The following is a 15842-nucleotide window of genomic DNA, read 5'->3' as shown; positions in this document are numbered from 1 at the left end:
GCTGTCTGTGGGCCAGTATGCTCGGCATTCGACCGGCCAGGGAATTACGCGGCCGGGGTAACCCGATAGGGGTAGAGGCATGACTGTTTCGTTTGACGACATCACCTGGCACCGCGCCGTCGGGCAGTTGATCGACGCCCTCGACAAGCCGAATTTCTGGGCGCAACTGGTGCGCCTGCTCGACCAGTACGTCACGTTCGATAGCTGGGTGGCGCTGCTGTTCAGTGCCGACCGTCACCCCCAGGTGTTCGCCGAATGCCCGGGCGAAGACGGCAGCCCCGACCAGTTGTTCCAGGATTATCTGCGCGGGTTGTACCTGCTCGACCCGTTCTACATCGCCTGCCGCGAGCAATCGCGCACCGGGTTGTACCGCCTGTCGGAGGTCGCGCCGGAGCATTTCGAGCTGACCGAGTATTACCAGCGATACTTTCGTCTGAATGTGGTGGCCGACGAAATCCAGTTCAATTGCCAGCTCGAAGGCGACCGCACGCTGTGCCTGTCACTGGGCAGCAAACAGCGTTTCAGTGGCGAGCAGATTGCGTTGCTGTCGCTGATCCAGCCGTGGGTGCTCGGCCTGCTGCGCCAGCGCCTGCCCTACGAAATCAATGAAATCGTCGCCCTCGCCCCGTCGCCGGCACAACCGGACTGGCGGGTACAGCTTGAAGCGTCGGTGCAGCAACTCAAGGGCGCGCAACTGACCGCCCGGGAACTGGATGTCGGGCGTTTGATGCTCAGCGGTTGCTCCAGTAAAGAAATCGCCCGTAAGCTGGAAATCTCTGTTGAAACCGTGAAAGTCCATAAGAAACACATGTACAGCAAGCTGGGGATCAAGTCCCAGTCGGAGCTGTTTTCGATCTTCCTGCAGGCGCAGAACGCCTGACTGCCGCAAAAAAAATCTGTCCGAACCAAGGAAACCGTATGAGCCTGTCACTCCTGAGCCGCTACGCCTTCTTTGCCGTCTGCGTGATTTTCACCCTCGCCAGCCTGCCCTTCCTCGAACACGACTGGCTGTGGCCGATCACCGCCGTCACCGGGGTGCTGAGCCTGCTCGGTCTGTTCGACCTGATGCAGAGCCCTCACGCGGTGCGCCGCAACTACCCGATCCTGGGCAACATCCGCTATCTGGTCGAGGGCATTCGCCCGGAAATCCGCCAGTACCTGCTGGAATCCGATAGCGACGCCCTGCCCTTCTCCCGTGCCCAGCGTTCGCTGGTGTACTCGCGGGCCAAAAACGAAAGCGCCGACAAACCGTTCGGCACCCTGATTGACGTGTATCAATCCGGTTTCGAGTTCATCGGCCACTCGATGCGCCCGGCGCCGCTGAGCGATCCGAACAGTTTTCGCGTAACGGTTGGCGGCCCGCAATGCACCCAGCCGTACTCGGCGTCGGTGTTCAACATCTCGGCCATGAGTTTTGGCTCCCTCAGCGCCAACGCGATCCGCGCGCTGAACCAGGGTGCGAAACTCGGCAACTTCGCCCACGACACCGGCGAAGGCAGCATCAGCCCCTATCACCGCGAACACGGCGGCGACCTGACCTGGGAGCTGGGCAGCGGCTACTTCGGCTGCCGCACCAGCGACGGCCGTTTCGACCCGGAACGCTTCGCCGCCCAGGCACAGACCCCGCAAGTGCGGATGATCGAAATCAAGATGAGCCAGGGTGCCAAACCCGGCCACGGCGGGATTCTGCCCAAGCACAAGGTCACCCAGGAAATCGCCGACACCCGCGGCATCCTGATGGGCGAAGACTGCATCTCGCCGTCCCGCCACAGTGCGTTCTCCACGCCGATCGAAATGATGCATTTCATCCAGCAACTGCGCGAACTGTCCGGCGGCAAACCGGTGGGCTTCAAGTTCTGCCTCGGCCATCCGTGGGAGTTCATGGGCATCGCCAAGGCCATGCTGGAAACCGGCATCCTCCCGGACTTCATCGTGGTCGACGGCAAGGAAGGCGGCACCGGCGCTGCCCCGGTGGAGTTCACCGACCACATTGGCGTGCCGATGCGCGAAGGCCTGCTGTTCGTCCACAACACCCTGGTGGGCCTGAACCTGCGCGACAAGATCAAACTCGGCGCTAGCGGCAAGATCGTCAGCGCCTTCGACATCGCCAGCGTGCTGGCCATCGGCGCCGACTGGGCCAACTCGGCGCGCGGTTTCATGTTCGCCATCGGCTGCATCCAGTCGCAAAGCTGCCACACCAACAAATGCCCGACCGGTGTCGCCACCCAGGACAACCTGCGCCAGCGTGCGCTGGTGGTGCCGGACAAGGCCCAACGGGTCTACAACTTCCACCGCAACACGTTGAAGGCGCTGGCGGAAATGCTCGCCGCCGCCGGCCTCGATCATCCGTCGCAACTGTCGGCCAAGCATCTGGTACGGCGCATGTCGGCCACCGAGATCAAACTGTTCTCGCAGTTGCATGTGTTCCTGAAACCGGGGGAACTGCTCACCGGGGAAGTGAACGGCGAGTTCTATTCGCGGATGTGGCAGATGGCGCGGGCGGACAGTTTTGAGCCGCAGGATGGGGTGGCGGCCTGAAAATCACCCTGGCGCAGCCCCTCCTTTACAGGCGTTGCGCCGGGGGCACTCTGGCTAGGCAGGTCATGCATTCGTCAACGCGCAGGACCGCAATCCGATACACCCTTGGACTTCAAAAGCGCGATCGAGCTTTGTTGATATTCGTATTTTTCGACGACCATCGCTTCCAGCTGTTTTGAGTCATCATCTGACGTGTCCATATCAATGACGTAAAAACAGGGTGCCGTGTTACCTGTTTTCAGATCTGACGCCAACGCCTCAACAGGTCTTGCACGAACAGGCGAACCCAGGATTTTAAAGTAATCGGAATAATCCCAGTCGGCATAGACAGGTAACCTTCTACTGTCCTCCATGGCTTTTTTCACGGGTGATCGCAAATCCTGTTCAATCCTGAACTGGCTACAATCCGGATCACTCAGAATAAATGATACAGATACGACACCAACGAACATCAGCATCGTCCACCTGACAAAAGCATCGCGTACCAAATCGAACCCATACGAAACAAGAACGACCGACAGCGGAAGAAACACAATCGTATTCTTCAATGTGAGGACGGGGGTAAAAAGGATCGAGCGGACATAGGCCACCCCCATACCAAAAAGCCAGCAGAACAATAAAGTCTTCAAAACATCATTCCTGTCCTCCAGCCTGAATAACTTCGTCAACGCAAGAATCAACACAAGCAGACAAAGCAACACTACCGGCAAACTGCCAAACTGTACGACAAACATGTCTGCAAAGAAGCTGTCCACGGGTTTCGTTATCCAGGTATCTTTTTTTCCAAGATTGATCAGCAAATACCCAAACAGCGGAATCAATGAAAGACCTATCAACAGGCCAGCGATACAGCCCGCCGCGATCAGGCGCCGGTCAAGGCCTGCCCGAAACGAAAAATAGATCAAAAGGACGAATTGGGCCGCCACCGGTAAAAAGCCAAAGTAATGGGTATTCACCAGCATTGACGCAACTACCGAATACAACAGGACCGTCTTGACGTTTTGCGTCTCACGCAACTTGAAGAACATCAGGAGTGACCAGGTCGACAGCAACACCAGAAAACTGTAGGACCTTATCTCCCTTGCCTCTATGACCGGCATAAAGCTCACCGCGCTCAAAAAAGCCGCCACAATGCCGACCCGGCGATTGAACAAGGTTTTCCCCAAACAATACATCGAAGGAATTAACGCAACACTCAAGATCAACGAGAAGACCCGCCCCCCCCGCTCGCCATAACCAAATACCTTATAAAAAAGCCACAGTAAGATCTGATAGAGCGGAGGGTGAACATCTTCCACCGTCTGTTTGAAAACGCTATTCAAACTATGAGCCGGGTCACTGACACTGACGCTGAACACCTCATCAGTCCAAAGACTTCGATCAAACAGGCCATGACCTCTCAATGCCGCTCCAAACACAATGACAAGTAGCAGCGTAACCCATTCCCGCGACACTGGATCATTGCGCTTAAGAGCCATGAACCGTCTCCTTTCATTCATGATCAATGCCTGTGACTGAACGATTCATCGTTTGATATGCATGAACATCCCGACCCCTAGGCCGACCGCAAGCCACAGTGTGGTCAATCGCAGCAACAGCGTCGCCGCAATGGCATCCGGTAAATATCCCCCCCCGGCAACCAGCAATGCCACCATCACGGTTTCGGCACTGCCCAGCCCTCCGGGCATGAAACTCAATGCACCGGCCAACATGGAAACGGCATAAATAAACACTGCCGATGTCAGGGTGATGTCCACCTTCATCGCCATCAAAATCCAATAAAACGCCAGCCCTTCAAGACTCCAAGCCATGACGCCCAACAGCGTCGTACCGATCTGACGACTAGGGGTCTGGCAGATGCGCGACAAGTTCAACACCTCGAGAACATGGAGTAGTGGACGGGATATCCAACTGCGCCGGGAATCAATCCACTGACTGAAAGCCCCCACGAATCCTGGCCGGAACACCAGCAGCATGCAGCAGGCCAGCAGCACAAGACCGGTGACAATCATGGATAACCATTCGGGATGCTCAACCAGAGCGAACAACGCCACCCCCACCATGGCCAGCAAGTCCGAAAGCCGCTCACTGAACAACACCGCAAAACTGTGTACGTAAGGCACATCCCGACGCTTGAGCAAAACCCCACGCAACGCCTCGCCAGCCTTGCCAGGGGTGGTGGTCAGGGCGAATCCGGCCAGATAGATTTTCAGACTGGGCCACCAGGGCACCGCATGGCCCAGGGCCTTGAGGTAAACCTGCCAGCGCCAAAAACGCAGACCGTAGCCGAGCAAGACCAATCCGACGACTTCCGCTCCTGACCACCACCCCACCTGATGGATTGCTGCGACTACGTCAGGCCACCCGCCCCACAGGGACACAGCGATATAGGCGAACGCGGAACAGACTACCGATCCGACCATTGCCCGATAACGCCACCCGGAAAACATCAGGACCTGGCTCATAGATTCAGCCTCTTGAAGAGCGGCTGTGGAATCGCCCTTATCAAGCACATGATCCACGCCCAGAATCCGGGCACGTAGAGCACCGAGGTCTTGCGCTCTATACCCGCAACGATGCGTCGGGCGACGGCTTCCGGTTGCGCAACCAGCATCGCTGGCAACCTCAACCCCCGAGTCATCGGTGTATCGACAAATCCGGGCTTGATCGTGATGACATGCACGCCCGTCTTGAACAAACGTGCGCGCAAACCTTCACAAAATGTTGAAACTGCTGCCTTGGCCGAACCGTAGACATAGTTGCCGGGCCTCCCGCGATCTGCGGCAACGGAAGAAATGACCGCCAGCGTGCCGCTGCGCTGGACAGCCATCCGGTTGGCCAGCAGCGTCAGCAGGGCAATCACCGAAGAGCCATTGGTGACGAATGCCTCCAAAGTCAGCTCGACGCTTTGTTCGCATGCCTGTTGATCTGGCAGCGAACCAAAGGCAATCAGACAAATATTCACCGTCTGCAATCTCTTCAGACAGTTCTCCAACATCATCGAGTGCCCGGCGATTTCGTTGACGTCCATCAAGTATGGCGTCACTGCACGCGCACCCCGTGCCTGCAGATCGGCACAGGTCTGCTGCAGCTTTGGCCCGTCCCTGGCGACCAGAAAGAACTCGCTTCCTTCAGTCGCCCATTGTCGTGCGCACTCGCTGGCGATGGCCGAGGTGGCCCCCACGATGAGAACTTTTTTCATTGAATGACTCGCTGCCAGAAGCGGGAAATCAAGGCAGGGTCGCGCATCGCTTCCACTTGTTTCCAGGCGGGATAGGCCCGGCGAAAATCACTGCCGCTCATGTGGGCGTCCTTTGCCGGATACAAACGTCCACCCGCTTCCCTGACGATGGCATCGAGGCTTGGCAGGAGTGCTTTGCTCAGGGTTCTGCTCTGGGGGAAATCCAGCGCCAGCGAAGTACCCGGCATGGGAAATGACATAAGCCCCGGCGATGGGATATCGCCGCAGCGCTTAAGGACTGCGAGAAAGGAACCGCTACCGCTGCGAGCAATGGATTTGAGCAGCTCGGCCAGCGCCGCCGGCGCCTCCCCGCTTGGCAGGACACACTGAAATTGCTGGAACCCCTTACGCCCGTACAGGCGGTTCCAGTGTTCGATGCGATCCAGGGGATAGAAAAACGGACGGTATGCGAGCATCCGATAATGCCCGGTTGCCGGTTGTCGACTCCAGTAACAATGATTGAACAGTTTCAAGGTGCCAGGATTGATCAGCGACACCGGCAACCGAATTGGTAAACGCAGCGAATGTGCAGAGGCGATCTCAATCGGACCCGTTTCGTGATGATTACCGGCCGTGTAAACACCCCGCCCACGTGCTCGCCCCCTGGCCTGGCAATCGATCCACGCGACACTGTATTCGTGCCGGTTGTCCAGTTCGTCAGACAAGTCAAAAAAATCCTTCAAGCCGTCAAAGCGCACCTGCAGCGTATCGATCAGACTGGACTGGATTCTACGCAAGCGCAGGCTTACCCAGGTAATGACCCCCGTCAGCCCCAGACCTCCGATTGACGCGGCGAACCACTGTGGATTTTCCGTCGGGCAACAGACCATCGGCGGCTCCATGGATCGTTGCAAACCGAAACTCACCACCGAATGGGCAAACGTGCCGCAGCGGTGATGATTCTTGCCGTGCACATCATTGGCCACCGCCCCGCCCAGCGTCACATGCTGTGTTCCGGGTGTGACCTGCAAGAACCAGCCACGCGGGATGGACAGTTGCAGGATCTCGCCCAGAGTGACTCCCGCCTCGGCACAGATGACGCCGCTCTCCCAGTCGGCATCTATCCAGCGATCCAGCGTACGTAACTGCAACACATGATCACTGGCGGCCAGACAGCTGTCGCCATAACTGCGGCCATTGCCGAACGGCAAGGTCGAACCATGGAGGGCGACCAGTCGTTGCAACTGCGGTCCGACTTCGCTTTGCCAGCGGCATGGATGGCCGCTCTGCAAGAAATGTGGATAGTTTCCCCAGGAAGTCAGCGAAGCCTTCATGACGCCACCCAGAAGATCGTACAAAACACCGCGCCCATGGCCAGACTCAAGCGATCACGCAAGGCAAAGACCACCGGATCTTCATTCATTCGGCCACGATGGGTCAGCAGCCAGATCCGGGTAATCCACAGCAATAGCACCGGGCAGGCAAGCCAGATCCAACGGGGGTGCGCATAAAGCACGGTGGTCGCGCTGTCATGGATATAAAGTGCCAGCACCATGACAGCCAGGTAACCGGATGCAGCGCCCAATGAGGAAAGCATTGCCAGATCGGCGGGAAAGTAGTCCCGCCCGCCGGTTTTCCCGGTGTTGCCGCTGTGCAGCGCCAACAACAGTTCGGCGTAGCGCTTCACCAGCGCCAGACTCAAAAACATAAACATGGAAAAAGCCAGCATCCAGCCCGTCAGTTCCAGTTCGAAAGCGGCGCCGCCGGCAATGATGCGCAGGGTATACAGAAGGGCCAGGGCAATGACATCGAGCGCCATCAGCCGCTTCAGCACCAGCGAATAAATCAATGTCAATCCGTAATAACAGGCGAGGACGCCCACGAATTGAAACGGCAGCCATATCCAGGCCCCCGTGAAGGACACCAGCAACAGCAAGGGAAAAGCCATCAACCCGGACTTGATCGACAACGCCCCGCTGGCAAAGGGCCGATTGCGTTTGGTCGGGTGTTTGCGATCTTCAGCAAGATCGAGAAGGTCGTTCAGGACATAGACACCCGATGCACATAACCCGAAAAACACGAATGCCAGCACGCCATGCCACAGCGGCAGCGGATTGGCCAATTGATGCGCGGCCAGCAGAGGGACAAAAATCAGCGTGTTCTTCGCCCATTGATGCATGCGAAAAGCTTTGTACCAACTCCTGAGGTTCGCAGCGTGCGGGCGAACTACCTGTACGACGTTGCCCAACTTCCGGGTAGCATGCTCGACGCCCGGTGATGGATTGACGACATAACCAAGCCTGGCCGAACGCCAGATCGGCAGATCGTCAAACGAGTTGCCGATGTAGTCGAATCCCCCGTCACCGTACAACTGCACCAACAAATTACGCTTATGCTTGCCTGACAGATTGCGCTCGAGGGTAGTGGCCAAAACTTCATCGAACACCTTCAAATATTCGGCGATGCGTGCCGCCAGGGAGTGATGACTGGCCGTGGCCAACACTATTTTCCGGCCGCTGTTGCGTTGCGCCTCGATCATCCAGAGGACATCCGGGTTATAAGGCAATGTCGCGACATCAATGGTTGTTGCCTGCGCCAGGCGTTCTTTCAAATATGACCGACTCCGACCGAGCCAGACCAAAGGTTTGTAACAACACAAGGGAGCCTTTCGGACAAAGGCCATTGCACATTCGAACAGCAGATCCGTCTTCAAAAGCGTTCCGTCCAGATCGACGACAAGAGGTCCCGTCGGCGCACAAGGAGGGGGCTTTGAGGAAAACGCTTCCGGCAGCGATACATTCATGCCAGTCGCCCCCGAAACAATACAAACCGGAAAAAACAGTACCCCAGCAACAGATTCAACAGCGAAAACACAGACAGCATCGCCAGCCCCGGCAAATTCCGCGCATCACCGAACACACCTGTGCCATAACTCAAAACACCCATCACGCCCATGAACCCCAGATACGCCAACACAGACGTTCCGGTCTCGAACGTGTAGAGCGCGTTCATGTAAAACGAGAAGGCGGCGGCGATGCAAAACGCGGCGAAGTTACTCGCCGACTGAGTCGCCTGAACGGCGCTGGTCAATACGAAAAAGATCTGCCAGTGAATCAGCGTGCCGGCAAGGCCGATTGCCGTTTGTGCGGAAAACCCTTTCCACAAGATTCTCATCGCCAATCCTTTCTGTCGCGGCAACCGTCGAGCGTTTCAAGTTAAGGCAGCGCGTGGGCGGGGTCTACTGTCAGAAATTACAGGTCGAAGGTGGTTTCAGACCAACGGTCACCATTGCAGCAACCGGCCGTGAGGCGGCTCTTTCATGACGATGAAACCGTAATCGCCGATCAGGTAGATGCGGTAATAGAGGCTGTCCACCAACGCGGGAAAACCCTGATAGCCGACGCGGGTGGCGTTGCGCCGCTCGCGTTCGGCGACCACGTTGGTGATGCCGGCGGACGGCAGGTTTTCCGCGAGCATGAAGTAGTCGATGTTCAGCAGGTAACGCAGTACCGGCAGCTGTTTGAAGGTGCCCGTCGCACTCGCCAGCCAGCGGTCGGAGTAAGTGACTGACAGATAAATCCGCTTGGCGTCGTGCAATTCGCGATGGGAAGAAATGTCGTGGCTGAGGCTGTAGAGAGCACTGCTGGCGAAAGTTTTTTCCATCGTCAGCACCCGCCCGTACGCAAAGGACAGCGACAGCGTTGCCAGAAGCGGAATCGCCAACAACAGGGGCAGCCGCGAGTGCAGCGACGTCAATCCGATACAGGCCAGATAGAACAGCAACATCAGCAGCACGCCGAACCCCATCAGGGTTCGCGCACCTTCGTTGAAGTCGCGAAACAACAGTGTCATGCCCGGCACCAGCAGCACAAGCAGCGGCAAAGTCAGCAGACAGCCACAGCTCAGGAGCAGGCCGTTTGTGGGTGGTTCCCGGCGCAGGCGAATCTGCCGTCCCAGTTTCACACCACCGAATAAAGCAGAAACCAGCAACACGACGAACACCGCCGTGTAGCCACCGTGAAACAGCAGCGCCACCTTCTCCAGGACCCGGCCAGAATTGATGCTGATCTGCAACAGTGGATCAGCACTGAAGTCGAGCAATTCGGTGCGTGTTGAATCCGTGAACGGATAGGCCGTGACTGCATAGATCGACACGCCCAGCGCCAGTTGCGCCAGCTTCCAGCCCGCCAGTTGCCAGAGCTCTGCCCAGGGCAGACGTCGATGAACAGCCCTGAGCAATTCCACACAACACAGTCCGAGAAACACGTTGAGGCTGATCTGATACAGCCCGATCGCCAGCGCCAGCAACACCGAAGGCACCAGCCATCGCTGTATCCGGGAAGTGCCGCAAAAAGTGATCGCGTAAATCACCGCGACCAGACTCAGGGCCATGCCGGCCCCGTCGTATTGATAGGACAGGTTCTGCAACAGGAACGGGTTGTACCAGAGCGGCAAGGGCACCAGACAACAGGCCAGGGTCGGTTCGGGGAAATAGTGAAAGGTCAGTCGGGTCAGGGCCAGTGACATGGCCAGCGTGGCGAGCAGCAGCGGCAAGGGAAAGATGTTCGGCGCAGCGCCAGTGAACGTCAGCGCTTTATACAGCCAGTCCATGAACAGGCGCCCCTGCCCGGCCCACACATTGCCGGCAGCCAGGGTGCGCCAGTTGTCGTCGATGTAGGGGAAGTCGGCGAGGAGCAGCGGCAGGATGTACAGCATCGTGGCGAACAGGAAAAACAGCACGACCTGACGGCGGCCGAGTTCTCGTACGAGAAAATCGCTCATCCTCATACCGGCGCCTCTGTGCACTGCTGCGCGGGAAACTGCGTCTATAAAGCTTGGAACATGGCACGAAGCCAGAGGTCGTTTTTTACGCGGGTTTCAGACAAGCGGCCTCAACCTCCCGCCCACAAAAAAGCCCCGGCCAATCGACCGGGGCTTTCAGGTTTCAGCAATGGTGATTTACGACGCCGAACGCACCGCGCCTTGCGACGCATCGGTCGGTTGCAGCTTGAACACGTAGAACAGAACGGTCAGCAGCACCAGGAACGCCGGGCCGACATACAGCGCCACGCGGGTATCCGGGAAGTACGCCATCAGGCCCACCACCAGCACCAGGAAGGCCAGCGCCAGATACGAGCTGACCGGGAACAGCCACATCTTGTACTTCAGGCCGGCGCGTTCGCTGGCGCTCAGGCCTTTGCGGAATTTCAGCTGGGCCAGCAGGATCATCACCCAGGTCCAGATTGCGCCGAAGGTGGCGATCGAGGTCACCCAGACGAAGACTTTTTCCGGCACAAGATAGTTCAGCAGTACGCCCAGCAACAGGGCGAAGATCGACAGCAGCAACGCCCGACGCGGCACGCCGTTGGAGGTCTTGGCGAAGGCGGCAGGCGCCTGGCCGTTCTGCGCCAGGCTGTAGAGCATGCGCCCGGTGCTGAAGATGCCGCCGTTACACGACGACAACGCAGCGGTGATCACCACGAAGTTGATGATGCCGGCGGCGGTCTTGATGCCCAGACGTTCGAAGGTCATCACGAACGGGCTGCCCTGCGTGCCGATTTCATTCCACGGGTAGATCGACAGAATCACGAACAGTGCGCCGACGTAAAACAGCAGAATCCGCCAGAACACCGAGCCGATGGCACCGGGAATGGTCTTCTGCGGGTTCTTCGCTTCACCGGCGGTCAGGCCGATCATCTCCACGCCCAGGTAGGCGAACATCACCATCTGCAGCGACATCAGCACGCCCGTCACACCGTTGGGCATGAAGCCGCCATGGGTCCACAGGTTGGAAATTCCCAGCGCCACACCGTCGTTGCCGAAACCGAAGGCAATGATGCCGATGCCGCCGAGCACCATGGCGATGATAGTGACGATCTTGATCAGGGCAAACCAGAACTCGAATTCACCGAAGGCCTTCACCGCGATCAGGTTGATCGAGCCCATGCTGACCAGCGCCGCCAGCGCCCAGATCCAGCGCGGGACATCGGGGAACCAGATGCCCATGTACACCGCCACCGCGGTGATTTCCGCGACGCAGGTCACCAGCCACAGGAACCAGTAGTTCCAGCCGGTGAGAAAGCCTGCCAGCGGGCCGAGGTAATCCTGTGCGTAACGGCTGAAGGAACCGGCCACCGGGTTGTGCACGGCCATCTCGCCGAGGGCGCGCATGATCACCAGGATCGCCAGACCACCGATGATGTAGGACAGCATGATTGCCGGGCCGGCCATTTCGATGGCCTTGGCCGAACCGAGAAACAGACCGACACCGATACAGGCGCCGAGCGCCATCAGACGGATATGCCGTTCGCCGAGTTCGCGTTTGAGTGGACCGCCGTTCGCGGTCTCGCCATGGGGCGGGTGATTGCCGACTGGCATGGGGGACTTCCTCGTCTTGTTATTGGATAGACCACCGAGTGTCGAAGCGTCGGCCGATAAGCCCTGGCTTCCCGACACCGCATCGGCCTCGTGGGCGGACGCGTCCTTCAGGTCCGGGCCTGAGGATCAGCGGGGCTGGCAGTATAAAAAGCTTCCAGCAGGATAATTCACTCTAAAAACCGACTTATTCAGCGACAAGCATCGTTATAAATCGGCATTTCGAGATAAACACTCCTGAAAAAACCGGATTATTCACTGCCGAAATGGGCGCCGAGTATTGCACAGCAATGGTGCAGCGTCATGCCCCTACCCAAGTCGTATTTACCCGCGAACCGCTCTGATCCGCCCTTTTCAAGGGCCTGCGCACGCGTCGCTGCCGGAGTGCCCACTGCGCAGATTTGTTCAGGGTCGAAGCTTCACAATTTTTTCACCCGCGCCAACCACCGACTAAGCTTCAGTCAAGTCCGATCAATCTGCGTGAATGGATCAATCGACTATGGGCGCTTTGTGGCAAACCGATTCGAGTGAAAAAGTGGTTCCGACTGAACGTGTGGATGAAGCGCCTGTCCCTGAGAAACCCCGTCGCAACCGGCATGGGTGGAAGGCTTTCTGGCTGTTGCTGGTGATCATTGCGATTGTGGTGGGCCTGGCCGCGATGAAGGAAATGCGCACTTCGCGTTTTCAATCCCGCGAGGTCAGCCAGTACGCCGCCAAATTGACCTATGAACTGCAACCTGGCCCCAGCGAAGCCATTCGTTATCCGGGCAACGGACCATTCGATCTGCGTCTGGGCTACAGCTCGCTGGACGAGTTTTTGCCACGATTGCTCAAGCGCAATTACGTGATCACCGAACAGACGCGCTTCTCGCCAGCGCTGCTCGGCTATACCGACAAGGGCCTGTTCGTGCCCTACTCCGAGAAAATCCAGGCCGGGCTGTCGATTACCGATTGCCGCGCCGCGCCGTTGTATCAGTACAACTATCCACAGCAGCTGTATTCGAGTTTCGAGTCGATCCCGCCGGTGGTGGTCAGCAGTCTGTTGTTCATCGAAAACCGCTTCCTGCTCGACCCCAAACAACCGCTGGCCAACCCGGCGGTGGACTGGCCGCGCTTCGGCATGGCCGCGTGGTCGCAGGTTGCCAAGTTGCTGCACTTGCCGGGACAGTCGGCGGGCGGCAGCACCCTGGCCACGCAACTGGAAAAGTATCGCCACTCGCCCGACGGACTGACGGTCAACGGTGCCGAGAAAATCCGCCAGATGATTTCCGCCAGCGTGCGCGCCTATCAGGCCGGCCCGGACACCTTGCCGGCGCGGCGCAACATCATTCGTGACTACCTCAACAGCGTACCGTTGTCGGCGGTGCCGGGGCACGGTGAAGTCCACGGCATGGCCGAAGGCCTGCGGGTCTGGTACGGCGCCGATTTCAATGAAGCCAACAAGACGCTCGCCAGTTCCGCGACCGATCCCAAGACCATGGCGGACAAGGGCCTGGCCCTGCGCGAAATGCTCTCGCTGATGATCGCCCAGCGCCGTCCTTCCCATTACCTGACCAAGGGCCGGGAAGAGCTGGCCGATCTCACCGACAGCCATCTGCGGCTGCTCAAGCAGAATGGCGTGATCGACAACGCGCTGGCCGATGCCGCTCTGGCCAGCAAGGTCACCTACCGCGACTGGCAGACCCAGCCGACCATCCAGCCGATCGAGACCAACAAAGGCATCAGCGTCGCCCGCAGCCGTCTGGCCTCGATGCTCAACCGTCCGCTGTACGACCTTGACCGCCTCGACCTCTCGGCCACCAGCACTCTGCAAGGCGAGCTGCAAACTCAGGCCACCGCCTACCTGAAAAAACTCGCCGACCCGGCCTACGCCGCCGAAATCGGTCTGCTCGGCGAACGCCTGCTGACGCCCACCAGTACCACCCAAGTGCGCTACAGCTTCACCCTGTTCGAGCTGACACCGGACGGTTCGCGGGTGCGGGTGCAGACCGACAGTACCGACCAGCCGTTCGACATCAACGAAGGCAGCAAACTGGAACTGGGCTCCACGGCGAAGATGCGGGTGCTGACCACCTACCTGCAAATCATCTCCGAACTGCACGACAAGTACGGCGCCATGACCGTGCCGGAACTGAAGAAAGTCGACGTGCCGGATCAGGACCGCCTGACCCAGTGGGTGATCGATTACCTGATCCAGAACAAGGATCACGATCTGTCGAAGATGCTCGGCGCCGCCCTTGACCGCAAATATTCCGCCAGCCCCGGCGAGGCGTTTTTCACCGGTGGCGGCCTGCACGTGTTCCACAACTTCCGCAAGGAAGACAACGGCCGCATGCCGACCCTGCGCGATGCCCTGCGCGAGTCGATCAACCTGCCGTTCATTCGCCTGATGCGCGATCTGGTGCGCTACACCACCTACTCCGGCCCCAACAACAGCGCCGAGCTGCTCAAGGATGATCGCGACCCGCGGCGTCAGGAATACCTGGCCTCGTTCGCCGACCGCGAAGGCACTTCGTTCCTGCTCAAGTTCTGGAAGAAGTACAAAAACAAGGACACCCAGGCCCGCCTCGACACCTTTCTCGACAGCATGCGCCCGACGCCGATCCGCATGGCCGCCGTGCACCGCTACCTGCTGCCCAACGCCAGTCAGGAAGACTTCAACAGCTTTGTCCGCTCACATCTGAAGGGCGTGAAAATCACCGAGAAACTCACCGACGAACGCCTGGAGCGCCTCTACCTCGCCTACGGCCCCGGCACCTACGACTTGCCGGATCAGGGCTTCATCGCCAAGGTGCATCCGCTGGATCTGTGGCTGATCGGCTACCTGCTCAATCACCCGGACGCGACCTGGAGCCAGATCGTCAAGGCCAGCCAGTTCGAACGTCAGGAAGTCTACAGCTGGCTGTTCAAGAGCAAACACAAGGGCGCCCGGGACAGCCGAATCCGCACCATGCTGGAGATCGAAGCGTTCCTCGACATCCATCAGCGCTGGCAGAAGGTCGGTTACCCGTTCGATCACCTGGTGCCGTCGCTGGCCACCGCCATCGGCAGCTCCGGCGACCGCCCCGCCGCGCTGGCCGAGTTGATCGGCACCATCCTCAACGACGGTGTGCGCATGCCGACGCTACGCATCGACAGCCTGCACTTTGCCGCCGGCACGCCTTACGAAACGAAACTGGTCAATGATCCCCATGTCGGCAAACGGGTGATGCCGTCGGAAGTGGCCACCGCCATGCGCGAGGCACTGTCGCAAGTGGTGGACTCGGGAACCGCCAAACGTGTTTCCGGCAGTTTCAAACTGAACGATGGCACACCGCTGACCATGGGCGGAAAAACCGGAACCGGCGACAACCGCATCGAGGCCATCGGTTCCGGCGGGCGCATTTTGAGTTCCAAGTCGATCAACCGCACGGCGACCTTCGTGTTCTACATCGGCGACCACCATTTCGGCACGCTCACCGCGTTCGTTCCGGGGCGCTCGGCGGAAAACTTCAAATTCACCTCGGCCCTGCCGGTGCAGGTGCTCAAGGGCATGGCACCGATCCTGATGCCGTATCTGCAGCCGGGCAGCGATTCGCAATGCCGACCACCGCAGGCTCCCCAGGTGGCTCTGATGAACCTGCCAACGCGTAACGCTGATTGAAGTGGTGGAGGCAATAACTAATTATTTTATGCATTCCAATATTCAATCTTTCACCTGCCTGGTTCGCACTCGAGAAACAGGCTTTTGAACTAATCCTCTGCACTC

The 15842-nt window shown here is 58.6% G+C and carries 11 protein-coding genes; 3 read left to right on the top strand and 8 right to left on the bottom strand.

The window, feature by feature from the left end; genetic code table 11:
* The first annotated feature begins 79 nt into the window (after positions 1-79).
* Positions 80-880 (top strand): LuxR C-terminal-related transcriptional regulator, encoded by an 801-nt coding sequence (locus CAG02_RS13180; protein WP_085709445.1) that lies wholly within the window; start codon positions 80-82, stop codon positions 878-880.
* Between the two features lie 38 nt (positions 881-918).
* Entirely contained in the window at positions 919-2538 is a 1620-nt protein-coding gene (locus CAG02_RS13175) for an FMN-binding glutamate synthase family protein (protein WP_085709444.1), read from the top strand.
* 74 nt (positions 2539-2612) lie between these two features.
* Here the strand turns inward: CAG02_RS13175 and CAG02_RS13170 are convergent, their stop codons facing one another.
* From CAG02_RS13170 to CAG02_RS13135, 8 genes are all read right to left on the bottom strand, one after another.
* Entirely contained in the window at positions 2613-4016 is a 1404-nt protein-coding gene (locus CAG02_RS13170) for a glycosyltransferase family 39 protein (protein ID WP_170931595.1), read from the bottom strand.
* Positions 4017-4061: 45 nt separating this feature from the next.
* A complete protein-coding gene (locus CAG02_RS13165; protein ID WP_085709442.1) occupies positions 4062-5003 on the bottom strand; it encodes a lysylphosphatidylglycerol synthase transmembrane domain-containing protein in 942 nt (313 codons plus the stop codon).
* Positions 5000-5740 carry an SDR family oxidoreductase gene (locus CAG02_RS13160; RefSeq protein WP_085709441.1) on the bottom strand — a complete coding sequence of 247 codons (741 nt, stop codon included), beginning with the start codon at positions 5738-5740 and terminating at the stop codon, positions 5000-5002. Before CAG02_RS13160 ends, CAG02_RS13165 begins: the two co-directional genes overlap by 4 nt.
* Positions 5737-7053: an FAD-binding oxidoreductase gene (locus tag CAG02_RS13155; RefSeq protein ID WP_085709440.1), complete on the bottom strand. Its 1317-nt coding sequence runs from the start codon at positions 7051-7053 to the stop codon at positions 5737-5739. Before CAG02_RS13155 ends, CAG02_RS13160 begins: the two co-directional genes overlap by 4 nt.
* The gene (locus tag CAG02_RS13150; protein WP_085709439.1) at positions 7050-8522 is read right to left on the bottom strand and encodes a UbiA family prenyltransferase; all 1473 of its coding nucleotides are present in this window, start codon (positions 8520-8522) and stop codon (positions 7050-7052) included. The genes CAG02_RS13155 and CAG02_RS13150 overlap by 4 nt, the downstream gene beginning before the upstream one ends.
* Positions 8519-8893 (bottom strand): GtrA family protein, encoded by a 375-nt coding sequence (locus tag CAG02_RS13145; RefSeq protein ID WP_085709438.1) that lies wholly within the window; start codon positions 8891-8893, stop codon positions 8519-8521. The genes CAG02_RS13150 and CAG02_RS13145 overlap by 4 nt, the downstream gene beginning before the upstream one ends.
* A 108-nt stretch (positions 8894-9001) precedes the next feature.
* Positions 9002-10507 carry a glucosyltransferase domain-containing protein gene (locus tag CAG02_RS13140; protein ID WP_085709437.1) on the bottom strand — a complete coding sequence of 502 codons (1506 nt, stop codon included), beginning with the start codon at positions 10505-10507 and terminating at the stop codon, positions 9002-9004.
* A 171-nt stretch (positions 10508-10678) separates the two neighbouring features.
* Positions 10679-12097, bottom strand: coding sequence for an amino acid permease (locus CAG02_RS13135; protein ID WP_085709436.1), 1419 nt, complete (start codon positions 12095-12097; stop codon positions 10679-10681).
* A 496-nt stretch (positions 12098-12593) separates the two neighbouring features.
* Here CAG02_RS13135 and CAG02_RS13130 point away from each other — a divergent pair, with 496 nt between their 5' ends.
* The gene (locus CAG02_RS13130) at positions 12594-15737 is read left to right on the top strand and encodes a transglycosylase domain-containing protein (RefSeq protein ID WP_085709435.1); all 3144 of its coding nucleotides are present in this window, start codon (positions 12594-12596) and stop codon (positions 15735-15737) included.
* Positions 15738-15842 lie beyond the last annotated feature (105 nt).

The sequence above is a fragment of the Pseudomonas sp. R43(2017) genome (assembly GCF_002112345.1).
Classification (GTDB): Bacteria; Pseudomonadota; Gammaproteobacteria; order Pseudomonadales; family Pseudomonadaceae; genus Aquipseudomonas; species Aquipseudomonas kribbensis.
Note: the sequence above shows the minus strand (reverse complement) of the source record. Positions and strands in the feature narration are given on the sequence as shown.